Source organism: Pseudomonas sp. KBN12P06040 (genome assembly GCF_037574965.1).
Taxonomy (GTDB): domain Bacteria; phylum Pseudomonadota; class Gammaproteobacteria; order Pseudomonadales; family Pseudomonadaceae; genus Pseudomonas; species Pseudomonas aeruginosa.
This window is the reverse complement of sequence record NZ_JBBELS010000001.1, coordinates 701,172-725,807: the sequence shown is the minus strand read 5'-3', so window position 1 is coordinate 725,807 and position 24,636 is coordinate 701,172. Positions and strand designations below refer to the sequence as shown.

Here is a 24,636-nt window from a genome sequence, read left to right as displayed (position 1 = left end):
CGGAGCTCCTCTTACAGGCCGAGGTCGTTGCGCATGCCGGCCAACTGGTCGACACCGTTGATCGCACGGACACCGTTGACCGGATCGATCTCGTAGACCTCGCGGCCATCGACTTCCAGCTTGTAGTAGCTGACCGCAACGGCGTACTTGAACTCGGCTTTCTCGCCGGCCTTCCAGTCGCCCGGGTCGACTTCCTTGAGCAGGCCGCGCAGGGTAGCCACCACTGGCACGCTGGCGCCCTTCTGGCCCTTGAAGGAGCCGCGGAACACGCCATTGAAAGCGCTCTGGTCGGCCAGGCCGAAGAAATTCAGTGCTTCTCGGCGGGCACCGTTGGTGGAGAACTTGGCCTCCATCGCCTCCAGGCCCATGTCGATGGATACCGGCGCATCCATGCCGCCGGCACGGTATTGCTCGGTCTTCACAGCCAGCTTGGGCAGGGTCAGGGATGGCACGTCACCGGCGAAGCTCACGCCGTCGATGAACAGGTTGGTATTGGTCAGGGTTTGCGGAATCATCACGGGCGCTCCTTAGGCGACATCCAGAACTTCGGTGAGCCACTGATCGGTCACCTCGACACGGAAATTGGGGTTCTCGGCAGGCGGCACATCGGTGAAGCGGATGTTCCAGTACACCTTGCCCTGGGCCAGCTGGCTGGCGCTGTTCAGGTCTGGGTCGGCATAGACCTCGAAGTTGATCACCGCGCCCTGGTTCTTCAGATCGCGCATGAAGGCGCGCAGGCCCTCGGTGACATCCTTCACGTAGGTCTTGGTGATGCCGCGGTCCACCGCCCACTTGTGCCCGGCGAGGATCGCATCCATCACCAGGTCCATGGTCCGAACGCGGGTGACGAAAGCCCACTTGCTGTCGCTGGACAAGGTGCGATTGCCCCACAGGCGATAGCCATCGTCGCGAATGATCGTGGCGATATTGGCGTTGTTGAGCAGGTTGGCGCGACAGGTCTCATCACCGTCGAGGAACTCCACCGGACGGCTGGTGCCGGTGATGCCCTTGATCTCCTTGTTCGACGGCGACGACCAGAAGCCGTACTCGGCGTCGGTCCAGGCGAACAGGCCGGCGGCGCAGGCCGAAGCCGGGGCCTTGCGTGCGGCATTGGTGGCGCTGTCCCAAACCTGCACGCCCGGGTCGACCATGAACAGGCGCTTGCTGCCGAAGTTCTTGGCGTAGGCGACGGCCGCCTCGTCGGTGCTATTGGGGCCATCGAGAATGGCGATGGCCCGCAGTTTCTCGGCCAGCCCGTCCATGGCGGTGGCCACCGCTTGCTGGGCCGAATGACCCGGCGCAACTAGTAGACGCGGCTGAGCATTGAAGCGGCTCTTGCCGTCTAGCAGAGCCTGAAGTCCGGTGCGCTCGCCGGCGGCGCTGACACCACCTATGACGGCGCTGGCCTGGGCCTCGGGAGTCTCCGCGGCTTCCACGCCCACCGCCACGATCACGGCCTGGGCACGGTTATAGATGGCCTCGCAGGCCAGGTAGATAGACGAGCCGATGCCGAACGCCGCGGCGGCGTCCTTCTTGCTGGTGAGCAGCACCGGAACGCTGGGCTTGGCGCTTGCCTGCGCCCCCGGCGTGAACACATCGCAGAGGCCGATGACGGAGCTGGCCGGCAGCGCGATGGTGCGCGCACCGATATCGACGTTGGTTACCGTAACGCCGTGGAAGAAACTCATAGGTAGATCTCCATTAATGAAAAACCCCGCACGGGGCGGGGTTCAGGGGGTGATGAGCGGTTCGAGCCACAGCGGCGGCTCGGGTCTTGCGCCTAAATCAGGAAACGCCGCGGATGCCGGCCAGTCTCGAAGGCTGGCGCGGTACAGCGTGAGTTCGAGCAGTTGCGCCTGGTTCAGGGTCGTAATCTTGCCCAGGTCGAGCTCATCCCGGTGACGGGCGATGGGGCCATCAGTAAGCGTCAACTGGCGATCGCGCCAGATGCGCTCACGGTGGGCCAGGACCTCTTCTGCCGGGGCCGGCGGGTCGATACAGAACGGACGGCCGGCGGCGTCGGCGACGATCTGCTTGCCCTCGCTCTGGGCTACCAACAGCGCCAGGTATTCAGCTTCCTCGAGGGGATACATCCGCGCGTCGATGGGCATGCGGTCGCCGTGGACATCCTTCGAATAGAAACCGCCAGTGGCGGCATGGAAAAAAATCATGGGTCACCTCAACAGCCAATGGCCACAAGCCTGATCGCATAGTTCTGGACCGCACCGTGATACTCGGTAGCGACAATCACACACCCCGTGGTGCTGACGCTGACATCTGCGAGGGTGACGGTCGATGCCGACGTCGCCGGCCGCCCCAGTTCCTTGACGCTCGGCACCACGTGCAGGCAGGTAGTGGGAAACGCGATCGGAAAGGTCAGCGAGCGGTTGACGATTCCACCCGGATGATCGCCGACACTCACTGTCATCCACTGCACGATGAGTCCTGTATCGTTATCCTTCCACCAGCCATTCAGCGATCGGTTCGCCGTCGCGGGAACCCCAGCCCCGATATTGTTGCGCGCCCCCGCTGCCGTATTCGAACCAAGACCGCCGCGCGCCAGAGGCAGGATGCCCGACGTGATCTGGGCGGCGTCGTGGTTGTGGCCAGTAGGCGGAAAGGTCGCTGGCTTTCCTGGCAGGGCGGCCCACGTAAAGCCACTTTTCAGCAGATAGTCGTTCGGATTGAAGTCCGCTCCATGCCATACACGCCGCCATGGATACCAGGTGTTGGTGTAGCGGCAACGAAAATAGAACCCTTCACCGTCATAAACCTGGTATGTCTGGTAGATGAAATTGGTGCCTGCATTATGCACTTGAAGCAAGCCGGCCCGGGGGACCGGGTAGTTCGCCCCACTTTCGGCCTGTGCATTGGCCGTCTGGTACCACCATCCCGACGTGATGAGCGAGTTGAGATTGACCGCACCGCCCAAGGCCCCGTCCGCCTCCTTGCTGAACGAACCACCTATGTCGCAGCGCTTCCAGGGCAGCCAGTCCCGGGCGCTAGGGTTGGCCGCGTAGGACACCCGTACATACATCTCGGATGTAGCGTTGTAGCTCGTTGCAATCTGCGAAGCATTGCCGTTCTGATCCGGATAGAACATCGACTGGATGTAGAAGTACCGTCCGGCAACAGGTCCGTTCGCATGATTGGTCAGCATCAACGGCACGGTCGCGGTGTTCGGATCGCTAGTGGTCGAGACAGCAGTAGCCAACCCGCGCGCGAATACCGGCAAACGCTGCTCGGCCAGCACCCCGCTGACCAACTTCGAAGCATCCAGCCCGGGAATGTCCGTCGCCGCCAGCGCCATTCCAGCAGTCACCCTTCCCTTCGTATCCACGGTCACCTTCGGATAGCTGCCCGCTGCCACACCGGTAGCGGAAAGACTCAGCGGCGCAGAAACATTGGCACTGCCGTCGAAGGTCACCGACCAGGAGGCATCGCCACTGGCTGCCAGGCTGCGCGGTGCGGCCAGCCTGCTGGATGACACGGCGTTGCCATCGACTCGCAGCGCATCGGTGATGCCATAGCCGGCCAGGGTGGTGGCCTTGTTCGCTTTCTGCGCCAGTTTTCCGTCGGTATCGGCCTTGGTATAGGCATCTCCGATCGCATAGCCGGCCAGGGTGCTCGGATTGCTGCCCTGGGTGACCACCCCGTTGGCGTTCACCGTGACCGAGCGATAGCTGCCCGCCGTCACGCCGGAAGGCGCCAGGCCAATGCTGCGGTCGGCAGAAAGATCGCCCCCACCGACCAGGCCATTGCCAGCCAGGATCTTGCGGCCCTTGAAATCGGCAGCGACCTTTTCCTTCACCCAGTCCTGAGTGGCGTAGATGATGCCGTTGTCGATCAGCAACTGGACATTCTCCAGGCCGGAGAGCGCGATGTTCACCCGAATGGTCTGGGTCCGCGCACTGCCACTTTCCATTGCTGCCTTGTAGCTGGGCGGGCAGTTGGATACCGCGACGAACTTGCCGTCGGCATCCTGCAGGCCGATCTCGCGGATCCAGAAGCCACCTACCTCAACTGGTAGCACCACCTCGGCAACCAGAGTATTGATGTTCTTGTCCGACACGAACAAGCGATTGAGCTGCGCCCGGTAGCGCTGGTTGATCAGTTTCGTCTGCGTGGCTGCGGGTATCGGATCCGGAGTAGCACCCGGTGCGCCGCCAGCATCGCCGATCAGCATATGAGTCGGCTGCCATTTCTTGCCTGCTGCGCTGGCCGCAGCCAGCGCAGCGGCACCTATGTCGGTGAGCAGGCCACCGTATTTCGGAGTATTGGTCGTCATGTCACTGTTTCCAGGGGAAGATTTCCAGGGTGTCGCCGTCGGTCACGGCCAGTCCGTGACGGGACCGGATTACCGGGGTGATGCGCAGGTCCAGGCGGGTCAGGTGTCGGCTCACCGGGCGGACGTCATCGAGCAAGCGCTCCAGCTCCAGTACGGTGCCTTCGTCGATGCCACGGTCGCTGACGTCCACGGTGATCTCGAAGGTCCCCGGCACGCCGGTCGGGCTTCGCTGCCACCATTCGGTGACCTCGCTCAGCGCACCGATCGGCTCGACCACTTGGCGCAACGCGGTCAGCGTGCCTTTGCGCTGGTGCAGGACGAAGGACGTCGCTACCGCATTGCGCTTGGCCTCGTCGCTCCAGTCCGGGTCCCAGCGGTCCACCGAGCGCGTCCAGGCCAGGTAGGGCAGCAAGGCCGCCTCACAGCGTGCCGGATCGTTAAGCTCACGAAGCGGCACCGGCAGTTCGGCAGGCAATACATCACCCAGAGAGCGTTCCAGAGAACTCCTGTTTGGCGGCAGCAGTCGGCTACTCATCGACGCCTCCCAAGGTGATCGCGTACCCCGTGCAATAGGCCGCCTGGGTTTCATCCAGGACCACGTCGGCCGCAGGCTCCTGCAGTTCGACGCGCTGCACGCCTTCGACATGCAGGGTGGCGAACAGGGCCGAACGCCGGATGTCGCGGCCCAGGCGGCGCTGGGCGGAAATGTAGTCGCGCAGCGAAGCCTCGGCGGCGGCACGGATCAGCTCGGCCTCGGGGCCGGGAAACAGGTAGAGCTGCGCCTTGACCTGATAGGGAACGATTCCTGCCGAGCGCACCGTTACCCGATCCGCGACAGGACGCACGTCCTCCGCGTTCAGCGCCAGGCGCACTGCCTGCAACACCGCTTCCGGTGCCTGCCCGTTGCCTTCCACCCCGAGCACGCTGATCAGCACTTCGCAGGGCGCCGGACTGGTCGCAGAGGCATCCGCCACCCTTCCATCCGCGCCCAGCGCATGGGCTATATAGGCGTTCCGCGGTCCTGCGACGGATAGCTGCTCGAACGCGAGCTGGATGCGATTGCGCAGCGACTTGTCGCTCTCGTACTGCGCCTCCACCGGCGGTACCGCCTCGGGCTGAGCGGGCCTGATCAGCAAACGCTGCACATTGAAGCCGGCACCGATCTGGTCGAGATCGGCACCGCTGGCGTATGCCAGCATCACCGCCCGCGCCGCATCGTTGATCCGCGCCCGCAGCAGCAGTTCTCGATAGGCCGCCAGTTGCAGAAGCTTGAGAACCGGATCCGACTCCACCTCCGCTGTCCATTCGCCAGCCATGGCTTCGCGGAAGTCGCCCAACAGCTCTTGGTAAATCGTCTCGAAATCGAGGTTTTCGATAACCTCTGGCTCCGGCAACTGGGAAAGATCGATGATCACGCCGAGACCTCCATATTGATGTTCTCGCCCTCGAACACGCCGCTCAGGAGCAGATCCACGCGGCCATCGACGACCGCGACGACTCGCACGGCAGACAATGCGATGCGCGGTTCCCAGCGCCCCAGGGAACGGGCTACCTCGGCCTGCACGGCGCTTTTCCAGCCTTCGCTCACCGGCATGTCGACCATCCGCCGCAGCTTGCTGCCGTACTCGGGGCGCATGCGCCTGCTGCCCAACGGGGTGGTCAGGATGTCCTCGACGGACTGTTTAAGATGAGCCAGGCCGGACAGGGGCAGCCCGCTACGGCGATCCATCCCGATCATCGCCCCGTCCTCCCGCTCCGGCAGCGACAGGCCGCGCCTGGCTCCGAATGGCTGTGAGTGTTGCCCATGGCGAACTCCGCAAACGAAAAGGCCCGCTCGCGCGGGCCGGTTGAATGTTCGACGGACCGCCCTTCGGCAGCCCCGTCGTATGTTCAATGGGTGTGGTGGTTGCTGTTGCCGGCGGTGTCGATGATCGAGCCGCCGCCGAGGATGTCTCCGCTGACCGTCAGTGTCCCGGCGATCTCCACCGGTCCTTCCAGGCTGATCTTCGGCGCCTTGAGACTGACCGCCCCGTCGCTGACCCGCACCTCGCTGGCGCCGACCCTCACTTCCACGGTGCCGCTGGGCAGCTCGACGCGGTAGCGATGCGCAGCCCAGTCGTAACTCAACGAGGCGCCGTCGTCGAAACGCCAGGTCTCACTGCTGGCGCTGTTGTCCGGCGCCGTGCCCGCATCGCCGTACAAACCGGGAATAAAGGTACCCATTGACACTCCGCCCGACGGACTGAGCAGTACCCCCTGTTCGCCTATGCTCGGCGCACGCCAGTGGCGAACCTTGCCGGCTGCCAGGGAGTGCCAGCGCAGCCAGCCGCTGGTCCAGTCGCCGGAGCGCACCCGTACCCGCGCCGCTGCCAGGTCCACGGCGACCACCACGCAGGGCAGGATCATCGCGGCGAGCATGCGGTCATGCTCCGCACTGACATAGCTCATGCCAACGCCTCCGGAGCGAAGTAGTCCGGCTCATGGCCGGGGCCGGTCTGCGGGTCGAAGCCCAGCATCAGGCTGCCCGGCGGCTGGTCCTCCCAGGCCCACTCCGGGTCTCCGAGACGCAGCGACTGCGTCCACTCGACCAGCCAGACACGCAGGCTCTTCAGCTCCTCGCGACTGCCGTCGACGGCCGAGCGTACGAAGCGCGCCGGTTCCAGAGACAGGTTCCAGGTCTGCTCGCGCAATGTCCGAACGATTCCGCAAGCAATGGATACCGCCTGGCGATCGGCACCAGGCGGCACCATTATCCGCGCCTGCAGGCGGCACAGCAGGGCACTCTCGCCGGTACCGGGATCGCGCTCGGGCAGTAGCTCGGCTATTTCCAGGGAAACCGCCGGGGTATTTTCCGGCACGCCTGGCCAGAAGCCGATCAACTGCGCCTCCGGCAGACGCTCACGCAGTACCTGCTCGATGGCCGCGTACAGAGCCTCGAGCGTAACAGCCTGTTCAGGCATGGTTGACTCCTTCGATCAGTTTCAATGGGGGCCACGGTCGCCCGACTGTTCCTCGGGCAGCTCGCAAACCCCCAGGCGCCGGGCGGCCCAGCGTTCGTAGAGACCGACTGCGATCTCCGCGCCGGCCGCGGCGGTCAGGCTGCCCAGCGCCGCGGCGAACAGCAGCGCGGCGCCGCAAGCCAACGCCAGCAGCATCACCGCCACGCCGCAGACGATCGACGCGCCGGAGCGCAGCGCCAGGCGCCGCAACAAGGCCCAGCCGCCGAGACCGGCCTTGTCGGCACGCCACATCTCGCCGCTGACGCCGCCCAGCGCGGCGAGCAGGATCAGTACCCAGAGCGGCATTTCCGTCAGTGTCTGCGGTTCGTTGCCCATGGGTCCCTCCTTGGCAGGCAGCGCCGGGCACGTCCGCACGAACGTTTTCCCGGGCAATAAAAAACCCGGCGCCAGGGCCGGGTTCCGGTGCTTCACGAGTGCCTCCCTGGGGACGCACCTTTACAAGAATGACTACTTTTTACCGCCCGATTCCCAGCCCGGCAATGCCTTCTCGACAATCCACTGCAATAGGGGGGAGACGCACCACGATATAAGGGTGATATACCGCCCTGGGAACCTTCGCCAGGCATCCGGGCAAGCGCGTACCCACTTCCGATATGGAAAAGCCCGGCATCGACTGACGAAAAGGATGGCTCCGCCAGCCCGACCCCGCCTCTACCGTGCAGGGTCCGCTGCTGTGCATGGGGCTCGCCGCCTCCATGGGCGACAGGCATAAAAAAACCGGCCCGAAGGCCGGTTGGAAAATTCCAGGGGGGACACGGTATCCGGTCCAGGAACTCAGGCCACCCGCCGCAGCAGGCCGTCCTGGATACCCTGGTGCGCCACATGCAGGCGCAGATAGAAGGTGTTGCGGCTGCAACCGCAGTGGCGGTACTTCTGCTCGGGGAAGCTGTCGCGATTGAGATAGTGCTCCACCACCACGTTCTTCAGTTCCTCGGGTAGGCGATTTACCAGGCGATCGACCTCCGCCACACGGTCGAGGATCACCCGGCTGCCACGGTGGCCGCGGACCACCTCGCCCTTGCTGGCGATCAGCATGGCGATCAGGTTGCCGCCGGCGTAGCCGCCTCCGTTGCTGCCTGGCGCGTGCATTTCCTCGGCCCAGAGCTTGAGCATTTCATCGATGGCTTTGATCACGGTCGTGTCTCCTTTCACTGCCCGCGAGGGCTCGGCATGAGGTCGGTTCAACGGCGCTCGTGGCGGTCCTGGCAGTCGATGCAGCGACTGCAACCCGGTGCCGCCCGGCGGCGCGCCTGGGGAATGGGCTCGCCGCAGTCCTCGCAGTCTTCCGCGGACTCGCGGATGGCCAGCGCCGGGCGCGCCGCCAGGAGGCCGTCGAGGCGAGCCAGGACCAGTTCGTTGGCGTGATCGGCAAGGTCAGCCATGGAAAGCCTCCCTGGCGTGCACAACGCCCGTCGGCCGAATGGATGGAACATGACAGATGCGCGGCGCCGGTTCGGCGACCTGCGTTCCTCTGCGCGGAAATGGCGAGTGCGTATCTCGCGACATGGCAATGACTCCCTGTACGACGCCGCCGTACCTGAAGCAGGTCGGCGACAGAATGAATGAGCGGGATGGAGCGTCTGCATGGACGGCGCTCCGGCCCTCCAGGTGCCGGAGCGCTTTCCCATGGCCCCGGCACCCAAGCAGTCGGCACCTGCATCGTCGGTCGCCGACAACCGGGTGCGTCCCTGCACCCATGTGAAATCTCTGAAAGGCGGGTGGGAAGTTGTGGAACTCACCCCTTCCGCTTTCTGACGGAAGAGAAATTACAACTAAAGCTATTTATCGTCAACACCTAGGCTCTTTACAGAAAATTCATCGGCCTGTAGATTGCCGAGCATGGACAAGAGCACCCAGATCCCGCCCGACAGCTTCGCCGCTCGCCTCAAGCAGGCCATGGCGATGCGCAACCTGAAGCAGGAAACCCTCGCCGAAGCGGCTGGGGTTTCGCAGAACACCATTCACAAGCTGACCTCGGGCAAGGCCCAGAGCACCCGCAAGCTGATCGAGATCGCGGCGGCCCTGGGCGTCTCGCCGGTCTGGCTGCAGACCGGCGAAGGCGCTCCAGCCGCGCGCAGTGCCGTGTCCGTGGCCGATGGCAGCCCATTGGTGCTGGAACCGCTGCATCCGTGGGACAGCGACACACCGCTGGACGAAGACGAAGTGGAACTGCCGCTGTACAAGGAAGTGGAGATGTCCGCCGGCGCCGGACGCACTGCGGTACGCGAGATAGAGGGGCGCAAGCTGCGTTTTTCCTATGCCACGCTGCGAGCCTCGGGCGTCGATCCGTCGGCGGCGATCTGCGCCCAACTCACCGGCAACAGCATGGAACCGCTGATCATGGATGGCTCCACCATCGGCGTGGACACCGCCACCACCCATATCACCGATGGCGAGATCTACGCTCTCGAACATGACGGCATGCTGCGGGTGAAGTTCGTCTATCGCCTGCCCGGCGGCGGCATTCGGCTGCGCAGCTTCAACCGCGAGGAATACCCGGACGAGGAGTACTCGCCGGAGGACATGCGCAGCCGCCAGATCAGCATGATCGGCTGGGTCTTCTGGTGGTCCACCGTACGCCACCGGCGCGCCCCGTCCCTGGTGCGGTGAGCGCCTGGCGCTCGCCCGCACTACAACTCCAGCTATTGCACAGAAAAACAACCTGAGCTATATTTCCTCCAACGACGCGTAGCCGCAGGAGGGAATACCGTGCAGCCAACCATCGCCCCTACCACTCCAATTCCACGCCAGGAAACCGTGGAATTGGTCTACCGCATCTTCGGCGACGTCCTGGTGCCACTGGAGCAGGTCCGCGAACGCTGGTTTCGCAACCTGAACAAGGAAAACTTCAGCAAGGCCCTGGCATGCGGGCGGATCGCCCTGCCAGTGACGACCCTCGACGATAGCCACAAGGCCATGCAGTTCGTGGCCCTCGATCACCTCGCCGCCTACGTCGACCAGCGCGCGAACCAAGCCGGAAGCGCCCGTCGAGCACAGCCAGGCGCGGACAGCATCGCATCCTGAGCGGCCCGCCGTTGCCAGCATCGTAGGGAGCGACACCATGCTCCGCCTGGCGGATATCGCGTCGCGATATTCGCCCTACGAAAGCGGTTCCGCGTAGGGCGAAGCCAATGCGAGGGTCCAGCCGGGCACAAAAAAGGCGGATGACGCAAACGCCATCCGCCTTTTTTTCTTCCGCCTCGCGCCGTCTTACTCGACGCTCTGCTCGGCCAGCGCCACGGCGCGGAACATCGCCCGGCGCTTGTTGATGGTTTCTTCCCACTCCAGCGCCGGCACCGAGTCGGCAACGATACCGCCGCCGGCCTGCACGTGGAGTTCACCGTTCTTGATCACCGCGGTGCGGATGGCAATGGCGGTGTCCATGTTGCCGTTCCATGCCAGGTAGCCGACCGCGCCGCCGTAGACTCCACGCTTGACCGGCTCCAGCTCGTCGATGATCTCCATGGCGCGGATCTTCGGCGCGCCGGACAGCGTACCCGCCGGCAGGATCGCCCGCAGCGCGTCCATCGCGCTGAGCCCCTCGCGCAATTGCCCGGTGACGTTGGACACGATGTGCATGACGTTGGAGTAACGTTCGATCACCATTTTTTCGGTGACCTTCACCGCGCCGATATCGGACACCCGCCCCACGTCGTTGCGCCCCAGGTCGATCAGCATCAGGTGCTCGGCGATCTCCTTGGCGTCCGATAGCAGATCCTGCTCCAGCGCCAGGTCGGCCTCTTCGTTGATCCCGCGCGGACGGGTACCGGCGATCGGGCGCACCGTGACCAGGCCATCCTCGACCCGTACCAGCACCTCCGGCGAGCTACCCACGACATGGAAGTCGCCGAAGTTGAAGAAGTACATGTAGGGCGTCGGATTGAAACAGCGCAGCGCGCGGTACAGGTCGATGGGCGCCGCCTTGAACTCGATGGACATGCGCTGCGACGGCACCACCTGCATGCAGTCGCCGGCCAGGATGTAGTCCTTGATCCTTCCTACCGCGTTTTCATAGTCCTCGCGGGTGAAGCTGGCACGAAACGCCGGCTCCCGGCCCTGGGCCGCCTCGAGGTCGAGGCCGCGACGCGGGGTGATCGGCTGGCGCAGACGCTCCAGCAGCTCCTCCAGACGTGCCTGGCCGCGCTCGTAGGCATTTTCCTCGGAGGGATCGGCGAGGACGATGGCGTGGATCTTCCCGGCCAGGTTGTCGAATACCACTACGGCATCGGACACCATCAACAGGATATCCGGGTTGCCCAGCGGGTCCGGGTTCGGACAGGTGGCCAGGCGTTTTTCCACGTAGCGCACGCAGTCGTAACCGAAGTAGCCGACCAGGCCTCCATCGAAACGTGGCAAGCCGGGCACGGTGGGCACCTGGTAGCGCGCCTTGAACTCCTCGACGAAAGCCAGCGGGTCGGCGCAATCGAAGCGCTCGGTTTCCATGCCATCGATGCTGATCCGCACTTGATAGTCGTAGACCCGCAGCACCGTGCGGCACGGCAGGCCGATGATCGAATAGCGCCCCCATTTCTCGCCGCCCTGCACCGACTCCAGCAGGTAGGAGTTCGGCGCGTCGGCCAGCTTCAGGTAGATCGACAGCGGCGTGTCGAAGTCGGCAAGGGTCTCGAAGGACAGCGGGATGCGGTTGTAGCCATCGGCGGCCAGCCGCAGGAATTCTTCGCGATTCATGATCAGCCTCATCGGAGGAGAGAACGGTCAACAGGGTGCAAACGCGCGCCGGCTATCCGGCGGAGGATGATGTCAGGCGCGCCAGCGCCAACGCGCCAGGGCCTTGATGACCTTCATCCAGAGTTTGCTGACCGCCACGGCTTGATCTCGCTGGTCGGAGGGGGAAAGGGAGTCGTCCGGCAACACTATCTCAGCGGCCTGGTCGGCGCAAGGCAGCAGGTCACGCAGGTTGTCGATGACCAGGGTGGGCGCTTCCTCGGCGATCGGCCGGCCGTGGTTGTAGCCATAGGTCAGCGCCGCGCAGCGCACGCCGGCAGCCTTGGCGGCGAGCACGTCGTTGCGCGAGTCACCGACGAACAACGCATCTTCGGGCTCGATGCCGGCCATCTTCATCACGAACAGCAACGCCGCCGGGTCGGGCTTCTGCTGCGGCAGGGTGTCGCCGCCGATGATCCAGCGAAAATAGCGACCCAGCTTCATCTCATCCAGCAGCGGAGCGACGAAGCGCTCCGGCTTGTTGGTGATCAGCGCCATTTCCACGCCGTTGCGCTTGAGCCACCTGAGGGTATCGACGACGCCGGGATAGACCTCGGTGAGCGCATGACTGTCGGCATAGGCCTCCATGAACAGCGCCAGCGCGGCTTCGGTTTCTTCCTCACCGATGCCGTCGTGCTCGATGCTCCCCGCCAGGGCGCGACGCACCAGGACGCATGCGCCGTTACCGATCCACTGGCGGACCTTCTCGATGCCCGCCGGCGGCCGCCCGAGGCTGGCGAGCATGCTGTCGACCGCGGCGGTGAGGTCGGGAACGGAATCGACCAGCGTGCCATCCAGGTCGAACATCACCAGACGCGGCAGGCGCGTGGCGAAGAACGGCTCCGCAGCGCTCATTACTGGTGCGCCTGGGCCAGTTCGGCATGCATGGCGCGGATGACCTCGGCGTAGTCCGGGGCGTTGAAGATGGCCGAGCCGGCGACGAAGGTATCGGCGCCCGCCGCGGCGATCTCACGGATGTTCTTGACGTTGACGCCGCCATCGATCTCCAGGCGGATCTCGCGTCCGGAGGCATCGATCAGGGCGCGTGCCTCGCGCAACTTGTCGAGGGTACCGGGGATGAATTTCTGCCCGCCGAAGCCGGGGTTGACGCTCATCAGCAGGACCATGTCGACCTTGTCCATCACGTACTTCAGCACCTCCAGCGGAGTGGCCGGGTTGAACACCAGGCCTGCCTTGCACCCGCCGTCGCGGATCAGTTGCAGGGAACGGTCAATGTGCTGGGAAGCTTCCGGATGGAAGGTGATGTAGGTGGCGCCAGCTTCAATGAAGTCGCCGATGATGCGATCCACCGGGGACACCATCAGGTGCACGTCGATCGGCGCGCTCACGCCGTACTTGCGCAGCGCCGAGCAGACCATCGGGCCGATGGTCAGGTTCGGCACGTAGTGGTTGTCCATCACGTCGAAGTGAACGATGTCGGCACCGGCGGCGAGCACCTTGTCCACGTCCTCGCCCAGGCGGGCGAAATCGGCGGAAAGGATCGACGGAGCGATGGCGAAGGGTTGCATGGCGCACCTCAAAGGGGATCACGGAAGGCGCGCATTGTAGCCGTTATCGGTTTTTGGCGGTGAAAATGACGACTTTTCGCCGCAGCAGCCGACGCCCGGACCAAGCAGGGCGCGCCCTGCGCCTCAGGCGCCGGGTTGTGCGGTACGCATCTTCTCGCTGCGCCCGCGCAGCCATTCCAGGGTCAGCAACAGCAGTACGGAGAAACCGATCAGCAAGGTCGCCGCGGCGGCAATGGTGGGGCTCAGGTTCTCGCGAATGCCGCTGAACATCTGCCGCGGCAGGGTGGCCTGCTCGGGGCCGGCGAGGAAGAGGGTCACTACCACTTCGTCGAACGAGGTGGCGAATGCGAACAGCGCGCCGGAGATCACCCCGGGAGCGATCAGCGGCAGGGTCACCCGGAAGAAGGTGGTCAGCGGCGGCGCGCCGAGGCTGGCGGCGGCGCGCACAAGGTTGTAGTTGAACCCCTGCAGGGTCGCGGAGACGGTGATGATCACGAACGGCACGCCGAGCACCGCATGCACCACGATCAGCGACAGGTAGCTGTTGCCGAGCCCGAGCGGAGCGAAGAACAGGTAGCTGGCCACGCCGATGATCACCACCGGCACCACCATCGGCGAAATCATCAGGCTCATCACCAGTGCCTTGCCGCGGAACTCGCCGCGGGTCAGGCCGATCGCCGCCAGAGTGCCGAAGACCATCGCCAGCAGGGTCGCCGCCGGAGCGACGATCATGCTGTTGGTCAACGAGCGCATCCACTCGGCGGACTGGAAGAAGTCGGCGTACCAGCGCAGGGAGAACCCTTGCAGCGGGTAGACCAGGAAGGTACCGGAGTTGAACGACAGCGGCACGATGACCAGCACCGGCAGTACCAGGAACAGCAGTACCAGGCCGCAGAGGATGCGCAGGGAGTAGAACCACAGGCGCTCGACCGGGGACATGTAGGGACTCAGCATGACTCGCTCTCCAATGTGTTTCGTGCGGATCCCCCTCTCCCCGCCCTCCGGGCAGCCTTTTTTCCGAAGGGAGAGGGGAATCGGTTGGCCTTCTCGGAAGGCGCTCTATCCCAGGCGCAGGCGGCTGGCGCCCACCAGCCAGCTGTAGACGACGTAGAGCACCAGGGTAGCGAGCAGCAGCAGGCCGCCGAGGGCGGTGGCCATGCCCCAGTTGATGGTGCTGTTGGTATAGAAGGCGACGAAGTAGCTGACCATCTGGTCGTTCGGGCTGCCCAGCAGCGCCGGGGTGATGTAGTAGCCGATGGACAGGATGAACACCAGCAGGCAACCGGCGCCGACGCCCGCGACGGTCTGCGGGAAATACACCCGCCAGAAGCTGGCGAACGGGTGGCAGCCGAGGGAAATCGCGGCGCGCATGTAGCTCGGCGAAATGCCCTTCATCACGCTGTAGATCGGCAGGATCATGAACGGCAGCATGATGTGCACCATCGCGATGTATACGCCGGTGCGGTTGAACACCAGTTGCAGCGGCTGGTCGATCAGGCCGAGCTTGAGCAGCGCGCCGTTGATCAGGCCACCCGATTGCAGCAGGACGATCCAGGCGGCGACACGTACCAGGATCGAGGTCCAGAACGGCAGCAGGACCAGGATCATCAGCAGGTTGCTCTTGCGCGTCGGCAGGTTGGCCAGCAGGTAGGCTAGCGGGTAGGCCAGCAGCAGGCAGATGACGGTGATCACCGCGCCCATCCAGAAGGTGCGGGCGAAGATGTCCAGGTAGATGGCCTGGTCCGGGGTGGCGCGCGCCACTTCGCCGAGATCGTCGATCCGGTGGTCGAGGGCTGCGAGCAGGTAATAGGGCGTATAGCTACTGGCGTTGCGGCGGATCACCTGCCAGTAGGCAGGGTCGCCCCAGCGCTCGTCGAGCTGCTCCATGGCGTCCTTGTAGGAAGCGGGCTCGTCCTTGAACGGCAGCTTGCGCGCGGTCTTCGCCATCAGGCTGCGATAACCGGCCAGCTCCATGTTCAGGCGCTTGGAGAGATCGCCGATGGTCTGGTTGCGACGAGCCTCGGCGAGATCCTGGCTGAGCGCCTTGTAGACGGCGTCGGCCGGCAGCGACTTGCCGTCCCAGGCGGAGATGGCCTCTACCGTCAGCGGCAACGAGCGAACCACTTCCGGGTTGGACACGCTCTTGTAGAGCAGCGCGGCGATCGGCACCAGGAAGGTCAGGACCAGGAAGGCCAGCAGGGGCAGGATCAGCGCCTGGGACTTCAGGCGGTTCATCCGCTCGGCGCGCGCCAGGCGTTGCTTGAGGGTGCTGCCGGTGGCCTGGGACATGGGCACAGCTGTGGCCATAGCGAACTCCGGAAAAAAAGCGGGCCGTCGGGAACGACCCTGGAAAGTGTGGAACGGTAGGAGGAGCCGCCGCGCGGCGGCCCCTCCGGCCCTCACTGGAGGGTCAGGCGAGGATTACCTGGCCGCCCAGGCGTTGAAGCGCTGTTCCAGTTGTTCGCCGTAGTCGGCCCAGAAGGTCACGTCCATTGCCACCTGGTTCTGGATGTTTTCCGGAGTGGTCGGCATGTCCTTCAGCAGGGCCTTGTCCAGCAGCGGCACCGCCTGCTTGTTGGCCGGACCGTAGGCGATGTTTTCCGAGTAAGTCTTCTGCTGCTGGGGCTGCACCGAGAAGGCGATGAACTTCAGGGTCTCTTTCTGTTTCTTCGCCCCCTTCGGGATGGCCCAGGCGTCGAAATCGTAGATGCCGCCGTTCCATACCACCTTCAGGTTGCTTTCCTTCTGCACCGCGGCGATCCGACCGTTGTAGGCAGAACTCATCACCACATCGCCGGAAGCCAGGTACTGCGGCGGCTGGGCGCCCGCCTCCCACCACTGGATGCTCGACTTGATCTCGTCGAGCTTCTTGAAGGCACGATCCTGGCCTTCCTTGGTGGCGAGCACGCCGTAGACGTCCTTCGGCGCCACGCCATCGGCCATCAGGGCGAATTCGAGGGTGTACTTGGCGCCCTTACGCAGGCCGCGCTTGCCGGGGAATTTCTTGATGTCCCAGAAGTCCGCCCAACTGGTCGGCGCGCTTTTCAGCTTGTCGGCGTTGTAGGCGAGCACCGTGGACCAGACGAAGAAACCCACGCCGCACGGTTGGATGGCGCCGGGCACGAAGTCCTCGGCCTTACCGAACTGCGCCGGGTCGAGTTCCTCGAACAGGCCTTCGTCGCAGCCGCGCGACAGCTCCGGCGACTCCACTTCCACCAGGTCCCAGGACACGCTGTTGGTATCGACCATGGCCTTGACCTTGGCCATCTCGCCGTTGTATTCGCCGGCGACGATCCTGTTGCCGGTGGCTTTCTGGTAGGGCTCGTAGAACGCCTTGATCTGGGCGCTCTTGTTGGCCCCGCCGAAGGACACCACGGTCAGGTCCACCGCCATGGCCTGGGCCGCGCAGGCCAGGCCGGCCGCCAGGGTGGCGAACTTCAGGCTGGCCGCTTTCAGGGATTTCGACATTATTGTTCTCTCCACAGTGCAGGGTTGCTTCGGTACGGTTCGGGACTGCCGGCGCTCACGCCGCCGGCAGAGGGTCGAGCGCCCTCACATGCTCGACCTGCCAGCCCAGCGGAACCACATCACCGACGCTCAGCGTCGGGTCCAGCTCGGCGATCGGCTGCTTGACGAAGAAGTCGTCGCGGCCGCAGACCTCCAGGCGCACACGCACGTGGTCGCCCAGGTAGACGAACTCGGCCACGCGGCCGGAGAAACGGTTGACGCAAGACTCGCTGGCACCGTTCAGGCGCACCCGCTCGGGGCGGATCGACAAGGTCACCGGCTCGCCCGGCTGGCCGACGTTGACCGCCAGCGCCTCGACCTTCTCGCCGCGCGGCAGTCCGACCACGCAGCGCTCGCCGTCGCAACTGAGAAGCTGCCCGGATAGACGGTTGTTCTCACCGATGAAGTTGGCCACGAAGGTGTTGCGCGGCTGCTCGTAGAGATTGCGCGGCGGCTCGATCTGCTGGATTTCGCCCTGGTGGAACACCGCCACCCGGTCGGACATGGTCAGCGCCTCGCCCTGGTCGTGGGTGACGTAGACCACGGTGACGCCGAGGCGCTGGTGCAGATGCTTGATTTCCATCTGCATGTGCTCGCGAAGTTGCTTGTCCAGCGCTCCCAGGGGCTCGTCCATCAGCACCAGTTGCGGCTCGAAGACCAGCGCGCGGGCCAGCGCCACGCGCTGCTGCTGGCCACCGGAAAGCTGCGCCGGATAACGCCCGGCGAAGGCGTCGAGCTGGACCATCGACAACGCGCGCTTGACCCTTTCCTTCACGTCGGTCTTGCTCATGCCGCGGACGCTGAGGGGAAAGGCCAGGTTCTCGGCCACGGTCATGTGCGGGAACAGCGCATAGTTCTGGAACACCATGCCGATGTCGCGCTTGTGCGGAGGGACATTGTTGATCGAGCGACCGGCCAGGAGGATTTCGCCGGCGGTGGGGGTTTCGAAACCGGCCAGCATCATCAGGCTGGTGGTCTTGCCGGACCCGGAGGGGCCGAGCAGGGTGAGGAATTCGCCCTTGCGAATGTCCAGGTTGAGATCCTTCACGATGAGGGTCTCGCCGTCGTAGCTCTTCTGCACGCCACGGAAGCTGACCAGTACATCGCCGCCTTGAGTCTCGGCCATAACCGCACCTTTGTTCGTTTTATGGATGCTGTGCGAACAGCCTAGAGAACCCGGCGCAGGACGCAAATCGGCCGGCAAGAGAGTTTTCTATCAGGGGAAAGGAAAGCTCTTTGTAGGAATCGCCCTACAAAAAAGATGCACCCCGGAATGGGCCAGACCGCTCTGGGAAGGGGCTTTCGAGAAGGGCAAAGGTTTGCGCGCCAGCGCTCTCCGGCTGGCGCGCAACGGCCTCCTCAGCGCTTGGCCCAGTTCTGGAAACGCTGCTCCAGGGCCTCGCCGTGCTCCGCCCAGAAGGCCACGTTCATACCCACCGCGTTCTGCATGTTCTGCGGCGCGGTCGGCAGGTTGGCAGCCACTTGCGGATCGAGCAGGCCTACCGCCTTGCGGTTGGCCGGACCGTAGGCGATGTTCTCGGCGAAAGCCTTCTGCTGCTCCGGCTGGCTGGCGAAACGGATGAACTCCTCGGCCAACTGCTTCTTCCAAACCCCGACCGGCAGCGCCCAGAAGTCGAAATCGTAGACGCCGCCGCTCCAGACCATTGCCAGGCGCTGCTTCTCGGCCTGCGCCGCGGCGATCCGCCCGTTGTAGGCCGAACTCATCACCACCGTGCCATCAGCCAGGTCGCGCACAGGGTCCTGCCCGGACTTCCACCAATGGATATAGGGCTTCAGCTCGTCGAGCTTGCGGAATGCCCGCTCGACGCCGGCGGGCGTCGCCAGCGTCTGGTAGACGTCCTTCGGCGCCACGCCATCGGCCATCAGGGCGAACTCCAGGCTGTACTTGGCGCCCCAGCGCAGGCCGCGCTTGCCGGGAAACTTCTTCACGTCCCAGAAATCCGCCCAGCCCTGCGGGCTGCCCGCAACCTTGCCGGGGTTGTAGGCAAGCAGCGTGGTCCAGACGAAGATGCCGACTCCGCAGGGCTGCACCGCGCCGGGAACGAAATCCGCGGGATCGCCGACCTTCGCCATGTCCAGCTTCTCGAACAGACCTTCCTCGCAACCGCGCGCCAGCTCCGGCGCCTCGACTTCCACCACGTCCCAGGAGACGTGGCTGATCTCCACCATGCGCTTGAGCTTGGCCAGGTCGCCATTGTAGGAGCCATGCACCACGCGATTGCCGGTGGCGCTCTTGAAGGGTTTGTAGAACGCGGTTTCCTGGGCTTCCTTGTTGGCGCCGCCGAAGGAAATCACGGTCACGTATTCCGCCCAGGCGGGCGCGGTAACTCCGAGAAGGGCGCACAACAGGCCCGTCCTCATGGCTGGCAACATCGTTTCTTCTCCTTATCGTGTTGGCCGGCAAGCATCATTCCCTGCCGCGCGGAAGCCAGGTAGACAGCAGATCGCGAAAACCGGACCTGGCGCACAAGCCGCGAGCAAAACCTGGGCGAACGCCCCTGTCAAAGCAGGCGGTGCTCCATCGCGTAGCGCACCAGGTCGGCTACCGAATGCGCGTTGAGCTTCTGCATCAGGCGTGCCTTGTGGGTACTGATGGTTTTGTTGCTGACCGCCAGTTGCTGGGCGATCTCGTTGACGTTGGCGCCCTGCACCAGCCGCTCGAACACCGAGAACTCGCGCTCGGAGAGCAGCGCATGGGGCGGACGCGAATCGGTCAGGCCAACCTCGAAGACCATCCGATCGGCAAGGTCCGGGTCGATGTAGCGTCCGCCGCCGGCGACCCTGCGGATCGCGGTGAGCAGCAATGCCGGATCGCTGTCCTTGGTGGCATAGCCGGCAGCACCTATCTTCAGGGCACGGGCGGCCATCTGCGCCTCGTCGTGCATCGACAGCACCAGGATCGCCGGCGGCTCGTTCAGCGCGCGAATCCGCGGAATCGCCTCGAGGCCATTGACGCCGGGCATGGAGATATCCAGCAGGACCACCTCGCAAGGCGTTCCGCGCAGGGTTTCCAGCAACTGCTCGCCATTGGTGGCCTCGCCGACCACCTGCAGGTCCTTGGCCATGCCAATCAGTTGCTTGATGCCTTCCCTGACGATCGTGTGGTCTTCAGCGACCAGGACTCGGATCACCACTCTTTGCTGCCTCACGCTGTTCCGCCTTGCCGGCGGTTGTTCTTGTCACGGGCTCGCGACGCCCAGCGGAATCCTCACGCTGAGCGTGGTGCCCTCGCCGGGGGCACTGTCGATGTCCAGCGTACCGCCCATCATCAGCACCCGCTCACGCATGCCGACCAGGCCGAAGGAACTGCCACGCCCCACCGTGGCAACATCGAACCCGCGACCGTCGTCGCTGACGCTCAGGCACAGCTCGTCGCCCTCGCGCAGCAGACGCAGTTGCACAGTATGCGCCTCGGCATGCCGCATGACATTGGTCAACGCCTCCTGGAGGATGCGGAACAGGCCGATAGCCTTGGCGTCGACCAACTGCGGCGAGTTCTCCGGCACCTCCACCAGGCAGGGAATCTGCGTGCGCGCCTCGAAGCGCCGCGCCTGCCACTCCACCGCCGAGCCGATTCCGGCGTCGAGGATCGGCGGGCGCAGTGCGGTGGCCACGTCGCGCACCAGCTGGAACAACTGGGCGATCAGCTTTTTCATGTTGCCCAGGCGTTCGCGCAGGCCCTCCTGGGCATCGGCATAGGCCAGCTCGCACATCGAGGTTTCCAGCTTCAGCACCGTCAGCACCTGGCCCAGCTCATCATGGACCTCGCGGGCGATACGCGCCTTCTCCTCCTCCCGCACCGACTCCAGGTGCGCCGACAGCTCGCGGAGCTGGGCGCGCGACTCGCCGAGTTCGAGTTCGATCTGCTTGTTCGCGGTGATGTCCCAGACCACCCCGTCCCAGACCGCGCGACCATCCTCGAAACAGCGCGCCGAAGCCTTGATGTCGGCCCAGCGCAATTCGCCCTGGCGGGTGAGGATGCGGCCCTGCCAATGCCAGTCGCGATTCTCGTCGAGGGCAGCCATCTGGCTCGACCAGTAGCGCTCGCGGTCGTCGGGATGGACCAGGCCACGAATGCCGCGGCCGCTCTCGATCAGCTCGAGAGCGCTGTAGCCGACCAGCGCCTCGCTGCCCTCGCTGATATAGGCGAAGTCGGAAAACGCGCCGGCCCGCGGCCGCTCCAGGCGGAAGACCATGCCCGGCACGTTGGAGGCGATGCCCTTCATCCGCGCCTCGCTTTCCTGCAATGCCTCGCGGGCACGGCGGCGCTCGGTGACGTCGCTGAGGAACACCACCAGATACTCGGACGTGCCGAAGCGCAGGAAGCTAAGCGAGACGTCGGCCGGCAGCCAACTGCCGTCGGCGCGCAGGCAGCGGGTCTCGAAGCTGAGCGGGCCCTCCTCGCTATTGCGCGCACGACGCCAAAGATTCAACCAGCGGTCCATGTCCAGGCCGGGCTCGAAGTCGGCCAGCGGACGGTCCACGAGTTGGCCGTCGGCATGGCCGAGCATCTGTTCGGCGGCGCGGTTGGCGTAGCGTACGCGGCTGTCCCAGTTGACCCAGAGGATGCCCAGGGTGCTGTTGTCGATGGAGAACTGGGTCAGGCGCAGCGCCTCCTCGGCCGCCTGGCGCAGCTCCAGGTCGCGGCGGGCGCCGTACAGCCGGGCTTCCAGCGCATGCTGCTGGCGCCGCTGGAGGAACACCGCAGCCAGCGCGCCGGCCAGCAGCAGGCCGAGGAGGATCGACAGGTTCTGCCAGAACCCCGGCGACTCGCCGAGGCGCGGATACTTGGGTTGCAACCAGCGCTCGTGCAACTGGTCCAGGGACTTGCGCGGCAGCGAGCGCAACGCCTGGTCGACCACCATCGCCAGTTCCGGCCTATCACGGCGGGTCGCCACCCGTAGCAGCTGCGGGTAGCCGATGTCGCCAACCACCGCTAGCTCGGCGAACTCCGGTTCGCGGGTCAGGCGGCTGAGTTGCGCTTCGTCGATCACCGCGTAGCGTGCCTGTCCGGCGAGCACGGCGCGCAGCACCTCGCGTTCGGAATCGGCCGACACCCATTGCAGGCCGCTATAGGTGCTGCTGAGGTAGTCGGCTACCGAACTGCCGGCCCGCACGGCAACCCGGGTATCGCGCTCCAGTTGCTCCAATTCGACGCTGCCGCTGCCATCGCGCTTCCCCACCACCAGCCGGGAAACCCGCAGGTAGGGATCGGAGAACAGCCACAAGCGCAACCCGGCTGGGGTCTGGCTGAGGCCGGGAGCGATATCCACGCGCCCAGCGCGCAGGGCATCGTCGAGCGCCGCCTGGTCGGGATAGCCCTGCCACCGCAAGGTCACCTGCATTGCCGTGGCCAGCCAGCCCATCAGCTCCACGTTGGCCCCGGAGTACTGTTGCAGGCGGCGGTCGTACTGGGCATAGGGCGCTTCGGTGACCACCCCGACGCGCAATTCCCGATGCTCCGCCAGCCAGGTCCGTAGCTCCGCCGTCAGCGGCAAGGCGACCGACTCCTCCGCTCGCACGGGCAGGCTCAACAGCAGACAGAAGAAGAGCAGACAGCAACGACGCAACATGCCGGCGACACTCCACGGAATACACCGCAACGGAAGGAAAAGCGGGCATACCTTACCGCGAGCGCGACCGGCGAACCATGCGAAGGCTCGGCCTGACAAAGAAGTGCTCTGGGTTTAGGCTGCCTTCTGGATTGTCTATCGGGAATTTCCAATGCCGGCCTTCTCTCTACTGCCGAAGCCCTCCGCCCTGCTGCCGCTGCTATTGGCCGCCGCGTTCCTGCCGCCGGCTTTCGTTCAAGCCGAAGAGGAGGCCGCCAAGGACCAGCCGCCGGCCCCCGTGGAACGCCCGGCGGTCAGCGAGCGCAGCCAGGACGAGGCCAAGGGGCTGGAGCGCCAGTTGCCGGAGGACGGCCAGCAGATCCTCAAGGCCGGCGACGAAAGCTTCCTCACCCTCTGGTTGCCAGCCAACACCGCCGAGGCCGAAGGTGTAGTGATCCTGGTTCCCGGTGATGGCGAAAGTCCGGACTGGCCGCAAGCCATCGGCCCGCTAAGGCGCAAACTGCCGGATGCCGGCTGGCAGACCCTGAGCCTGGCCCTGCCCGACCCGCAGAGCACCGCGCCGGTTACCCGCCCTGCGGAATCCGCCGCCAGCGCCAGCGCCGACAAGGACGCCAGCGCCGCGGACAGCGCAAGCAAGCCTGACGTGAAAGGCGAAAGCGGCAACGCGCCGGCGCCGGAAAGCACCGCCGAAGCCGGCAGCGGCGAACCGGCGCAGAGCGAGGACCAGGCCCCTCCCCCAGCCATCGATCCGGTCGAGCAGCGCAAGGCGCACGCCGAACGGGTCATGGCGCGCCTGCAGGCGAGCATCGACCTGGCCCTGCAGCACGAACCGAAAAGCGTCGTCCTGCTCGGTCATGGCACGGGCGCCTATTGGGCGGCACGCTACCTGGCGGAGAAGGAGCCTGCGGAAATCCACAACCTGCTGCTGGTTGCCGCGGAGGTACCGCGCGATTTTCGCCCGGCGCTGGAAGATATGGTGCCGAAGCTGAAACTGGCGACCGGCGACTTCTATTACCGCGACGCCCGCGCCGACCGCGAGGCGGCCAGGCTGCGCATGCAGGCCGGCAAGCGGCAGAAACACCCGGCCTACGTACAAATCGCGATGCAGGCGCTACCGGCCGACCCCAAGGCGGAGCAGGAGCAACTGTACCGACGAATCCGCGGCTGGCTCAGTCTTCACCTGCAGGCCGATGCGCAGAAACCTGCGGAGTGATCAGCGGAACCCCTCACGCTCTCGGACCAGGGCGTAGGCCGCCTGCAATTCACGGGTTTTCTCGGTAGCCGCACGCACGCGCTCGACGCTGGCGCCGGCTCCCGCCAGTTTGTCCGGATGATGCTGGCTGATCAGCTTGCGATAGGCGCGTTTGATCAGCGCCGGCTCGCTTCCGGCCTCCACGCCGAGCAGCAGCAGGGCCTCACGGTAGCTATCCCGGGCGACAGCGCGCGTCCGCTTCGGCATGACCCGCGCCGACAAGCGTTCCGTTCGCTCCGCCGACCAACCCAGCCAGCGCCCCCATTGCAACACCAGTTGTCGCGCCGACTGGCTGAGCACGCCGCCAGCCCAGGCCATCCGCCAGCAGGCGAGCAATACTGCCTCCGCACGTTCGCCCTTCAGACGCGCGACCTCCGCCTGCAGATGGGCGATGCCGGCCTTGCCCTTGCCGAAGGACGCGATGGCACGCCGCTGGGCTCGCCTATCGAGCTTGCGCAACGCCATCTCCTCGCGCGCCTGGCGGATATGCATCTCCTCCACCCGCCCGCCGCTCTTGGCCAGATAGCCGAGCAACTGGAACAGCAGGTCGTCCTCATCGTTCACCGCCCGCCCGCGCAAGCGCGCCAGCAGGCCGCGCCAGGACTCCAGGCGTAACCTGCGGTCCAGCAGTTGCCCCAGCAGGCCGCCGAGCAGGGCGCCGGGGATGCTGGCCAGGGCCCAGCCGGCTCCGGCTCCGATCAGCGTAGCGGGCCAGAGCATC

General features: G+C 65.2%; 27 protein-coding genes. 4 read left to right on the top strand and 23 right to left on the bottom strand.

Annotated elements, in window-relative coordinates; all coding sequences use genetic code 11:
- Positions 1 to 11: 11 nt before the first annotated feature.
- From VQ067_RS03400 to VQ067_RS03345, 12 genes are all read right to left on the bottom strand, one after another.
- Positions 12 to 515, bottom strand: a complete 504-nt coding sequence (locus tag VQ067_RS03400; protein ID WP_003085175.1) for a phage major tail tube protein — start codon at positions 513 to 515, stop codon at positions 12 to 14.
- Between the two features lie 12 nt (positions 516 to 527).
- The gene (locus VQ067_RS03395; RefSeq protein ID WP_033990557.1) at positions 528 to 1,688 is read right to left on the bottom strand and encodes a phage tail sheath subtilisin-like domain-containing protein; all 1,161 of its coding nucleotides are present in this window, start codon (positions 1,686 to 1,688) and stop codon (positions 528 to 530) included.
- Positions 1,689 to 1,730: 42 nt separating this feature from the next.
- Positions 1,731 to 2,171 (bottom strand): tail fiber assembly protein, encoded by a 441-nt coding sequence (locus VQ067_RS03390; RefSeq protein ID WP_003085172.1) that lies wholly within the window; start codon positions 2,169 to 2,171, stop codon positions 1,731 to 1,733.
- A gap of 8 nt (positions 2,172 to 2,179) precedes the next feature.
- The gene (locus VQ067_RS03385) at positions 2,180 to 4,288 is read right to left on the bottom strand and encodes a phage tail-collar fiber domain-containing protein (protein WP_015502281.1); all 2,109 of its coding nucleotides are present in this window, start codon (positions 4,286 to 4,288) and stop codon (positions 2,180 to 2,182) included.
- A 1-nt stretch (position 4,289) separates the two neighbouring features.
- The gene (locus VQ067_RS03380; protein ID WP_003137385.1) at positions 4,290 to 4,823 is read right to left on the bottom strand and encodes a phage tail protein I; all 534 of its coding nucleotides are present in this window, start codon (positions 4,821 to 4,823) and stop codon (positions 4,290 to 4,292) included.
- Positions 4,816 to 5,703, bottom strand: a complete 888-nt coding sequence (locus VQ067_RS03375) for a baseplate assembly protein (protein ID WP_003085151.1) — start codon at positions 5,701 to 5,703, stop codon at positions 4,816 to 4,818. Before VQ067_RS03375 ends, VQ067_RS03380 begins: the two co-directional genes overlap by 8 nt.
- Complete coding sequence (locus tag VQ067_RS03370) at positions 5,700 to 6,026, bottom strand: GPW/gp25 family protein (protein WP_003085143.1); 327 nt, start codon at positions 6,024 to 6,026, stop codon at positions 5,700 to 5,702. The genes VQ067_RS03375 and VQ067_RS03370 overlap by 4 nt, the downstream gene beginning before the upstream one ends.
- Before the next feature lie 152 nt (positions 6,027 to 6,178).
- Complete coding sequence (locus tag VQ067_RS03365; protein WP_003085141.1) at positions 6,179 to 6,736, bottom strand: phage baseplate assembly protein V; 558 nt, start codon at positions 6,734 to 6,736, stop codon at positions 6,179 to 6,181.
- Positions 6,733 to 7,248 (bottom strand): hypothetical protein, encoded by a 516-nt coding sequence (locus VQ067_RS03360; RefSeq protein ID WP_003101620.1) that lies wholly within the window; start codon positions 7,246 to 7,248, stop codon positions 6,733 to 6,735. The genes VQ067_RS03365 and VQ067_RS03360 overlap by 4 nt, the downstream gene beginning before the upstream one ends.
- Positions 7,249 to 7,269: 21 nt before the next feature.
- Positions 7,270 to 7,623: a phage holin family protein gene (locus tag VQ067_RS03355; protein ID WP_003085137.1), complete on the bottom strand. Its 354-nt coding sequence runs from the start codon at positions 7,621 to 7,623 to the stop codon at positions 7,270 to 7,272.
- A gap of 459 nt (positions 7,624 to 8,082) precedes the next feature.
- The gene (locus VQ067_RS03350) at positions 8,083 to 8,442 is read right to left on the bottom strand and encodes a PA0613 family protein (protein ID WP_003118907.1); all 360 of its coding nucleotides are present in this window, start codon (positions 8,440 to 8,442) and stop codon (positions 8,083 to 8,085) included.
- 47 nt (positions 8,443 to 8,489) lie between these two features.
- On the bottom strand, positions 8,490 to 8,690 hold the full coding sequence (locus VQ067_RS03345; protein WP_003085132.1) for a TraR/DksA C4-type zinc finger protein: 201 nt from the start codon (positions 8,688 to 8,690) through the stop codon (positions 8,490 to 8,492).
- Between the two features lie 202 nt (positions 8,691 to 8,892).
- On the opposite strand from VQ067_RS03345, the gene VQ067_RS03340 reads away from it, so the two are divergent.
- From VQ067_RS03340 to prtN, 3 genes are all read left to right on the top strand, one after another.
- A complete protein-coding gene (locus VQ067_RS03340; RefSeq protein ID WP_016252929.1) occupies positions 8,893 to 9,063 on the top strand; it encodes a hypothetical protein in 171 nt (56 codons plus the stop codon).
- A gap of 84 nt (positions 9,064 to 9,147) precedes the next feature.
- Positions 9,148 to 9,918: a transcriptional regulator PrtR gene (gene prtR, locus VQ067_RS03335; RefSeq protein WP_003109047.1), complete on the top strand. Its 771-nt coding sequence runs from the start codon at positions 9,148 to 9,150 to the stop codon at positions 9,916 to 9,918.
- A 99-nt stretch (positions 9,919 to 10,017) separates the two neighbouring features.
- Positions 10,018 to 10,332 carry a pyocin genes transcriptional regulator PrtN gene (prtN, locus tag VQ067_RS03330; protein WP_003085128.1) on the top strand — a complete coding sequence of 105 codons (315 nt, stop codon included), beginning with the start codon at positions 10,018 to 10,020 and terminating at the stop codon, positions 10,330 to 10,332.
- A 186-nt stretch (positions 10,333 to 10,518) separates the two neighbouring features.
- Here the strand turns inward: prtN and trpE are convergent, their stop codons facing one another.
- From trpE to VQ067_RS03280, 10 genes are all read right to left on the bottom strand, one after another.
- Positions 10,519 to 11,997: an anthranilate synthase component I gene (trpE, locus tag VQ067_RS03325; RefSeq protein ID WP_023100180.1), complete on the bottom strand. Its 1,479-nt coding sequence runs from the start codon at positions 11,995 to 11,997 to the stop codon at positions 10,519 to 10,521.
- A gap of 72 nt (positions 11,998 to 12,069) precedes the next feature.
- The gene (locus VQ067_RS03320; protein ID WP_023100179.1) at positions 12,070 to 12,888 is read right to left on the bottom strand and encodes a phosphoglycolate phosphatase; all 819 of its coding nucleotides are present in this window, start codon (positions 12,886 to 12,888) and stop codon (positions 12,070 to 12,072) included.
- Positions 12,888 to 13,562, bottom strand: coding sequence for a ribulose-phosphate 3-epimerase (rpe, locus tag VQ067_RS03315; protein WP_003085122.1), 675 nt, complete (start codon positions 13,560 to 13,562; stop codon positions 12,888 to 12,890). The genes VQ067_RS03320 and rpe overlap by 1 nt, the downstream gene beginning before the upstream one ends.
- A 123-nt stretch (positions 13,563 to 13,685) precedes the next feature.
- The gene (locus VQ067_RS03310; protein ID WP_003085119.1) at positions 13,686 to 14,516 is read right to left on the bottom strand and encodes an ABC transporter permease; all 831 of its coding nucleotides are present in this window, start codon (positions 14,514 to 14,516) and stop codon (positions 13,686 to 13,688) included.
- A 105-nt stretch (positions 14,517 to 14,621) separates the two neighbouring features.
- Positions 14,622 to 15,869: an ABC transporter permease gene (locus tag VQ067_RS03305; protein ID WP_015502276.1), complete on the bottom strand. Its 1,248-nt coding sequence runs from the start codon at positions 15,867 to 15,869 to the stop codon at positions 14,622 to 14,624.
- Between the two features lie 114 nt (positions 15,870 to 15,983).
- On the bottom strand, positions 15,984 to 17,030 hold the full coding sequence (locus VQ067_RS03300) for an ABC transporter substrate-binding protein (protein ID WP_033990556.1): 1,047 nt from the start codon (positions 17,028 to 17,030) through the stop codon (positions 15,984 to 15,986).
- Positions 17,031 to 17,085: 55 nt separating this feature from the next.
- Positions 17,086 to 18,195, bottom strand: a complete 1,110-nt coding sequence (locus VQ067_RS03295; protein ID WP_003085109.1) for an ABC transporter ATP-binding protein — start codon at positions 18,193 to 18,195, stop codon at positions 17,086 to 17,088.
- A gap of 233 nt (positions 18,196 to 18,428) precedes the next feature.
- Positions 18,429 to 19,463 (bottom strand): polyamine ABC transporter substrate-binding protein, encoded by a 1,035-nt coding sequence (locus tag VQ067_RS03290; protein WP_003085106.1) that lies wholly within the window; start codon positions 19,461 to 19,463, stop codon positions 18,429 to 18,431.
- A gap of 128 nt (positions 19,464 to 19,591) precedes the next feature.
- A complete protein-coding gene (locus VQ067_RS03285) occupies positions 19,592 to 20,224 on the bottom strand; it encodes a response regulator (RefSeq protein WP_003085103.1) in 633 nt (210 codons plus the stop codon).
- 45 nt (positions 20,225 to 20,269) lie between these two features.
- Entirely contained in the window at positions 20,270 to 22,663 is a 2,394-nt protein-coding gene (locus tag VQ067_RS03280; protein WP_033990555.1) for a PAS domain-containing sensor histidine kinase, read from the bottom strand.
- A gap of 151 nt (positions 22,664 to 22,814) precedes the next feature.
- Between VQ067_RS03280 and VQ067_RS03275 the strand changes: the two genes are divergently transcribed.
- Positions 22,815 to 23,876: an alpha/beta hydrolase family protein gene (locus tag VQ067_RS03275; RefSeq protein ID WP_003137371.1), complete on the top strand. Its 1,062-nt coding sequence runs from the start codon at positions 22,815 to 22,817 to the stop codon at positions 23,874 to 23,876.
- Here VQ067_RS03275 and VQ067_RS03270 read toward each other — a convergent pair whose 3' ends face one another.
- Positions 23,877 to 24,635 carry a DnaJ domain-containing protein gene (locus VQ067_RS03270; RefSeq protein WP_003099547.1) on the bottom strand — a complete coding sequence of 253 codons (759 nt, stop codon included), beginning with the start codon at positions 24,633 to 24,635 and terminating at the stop codon, positions 23,877 to 23,879.
- Between the last annotated feature and the right edge of the window lies 1 nt (position 24,636).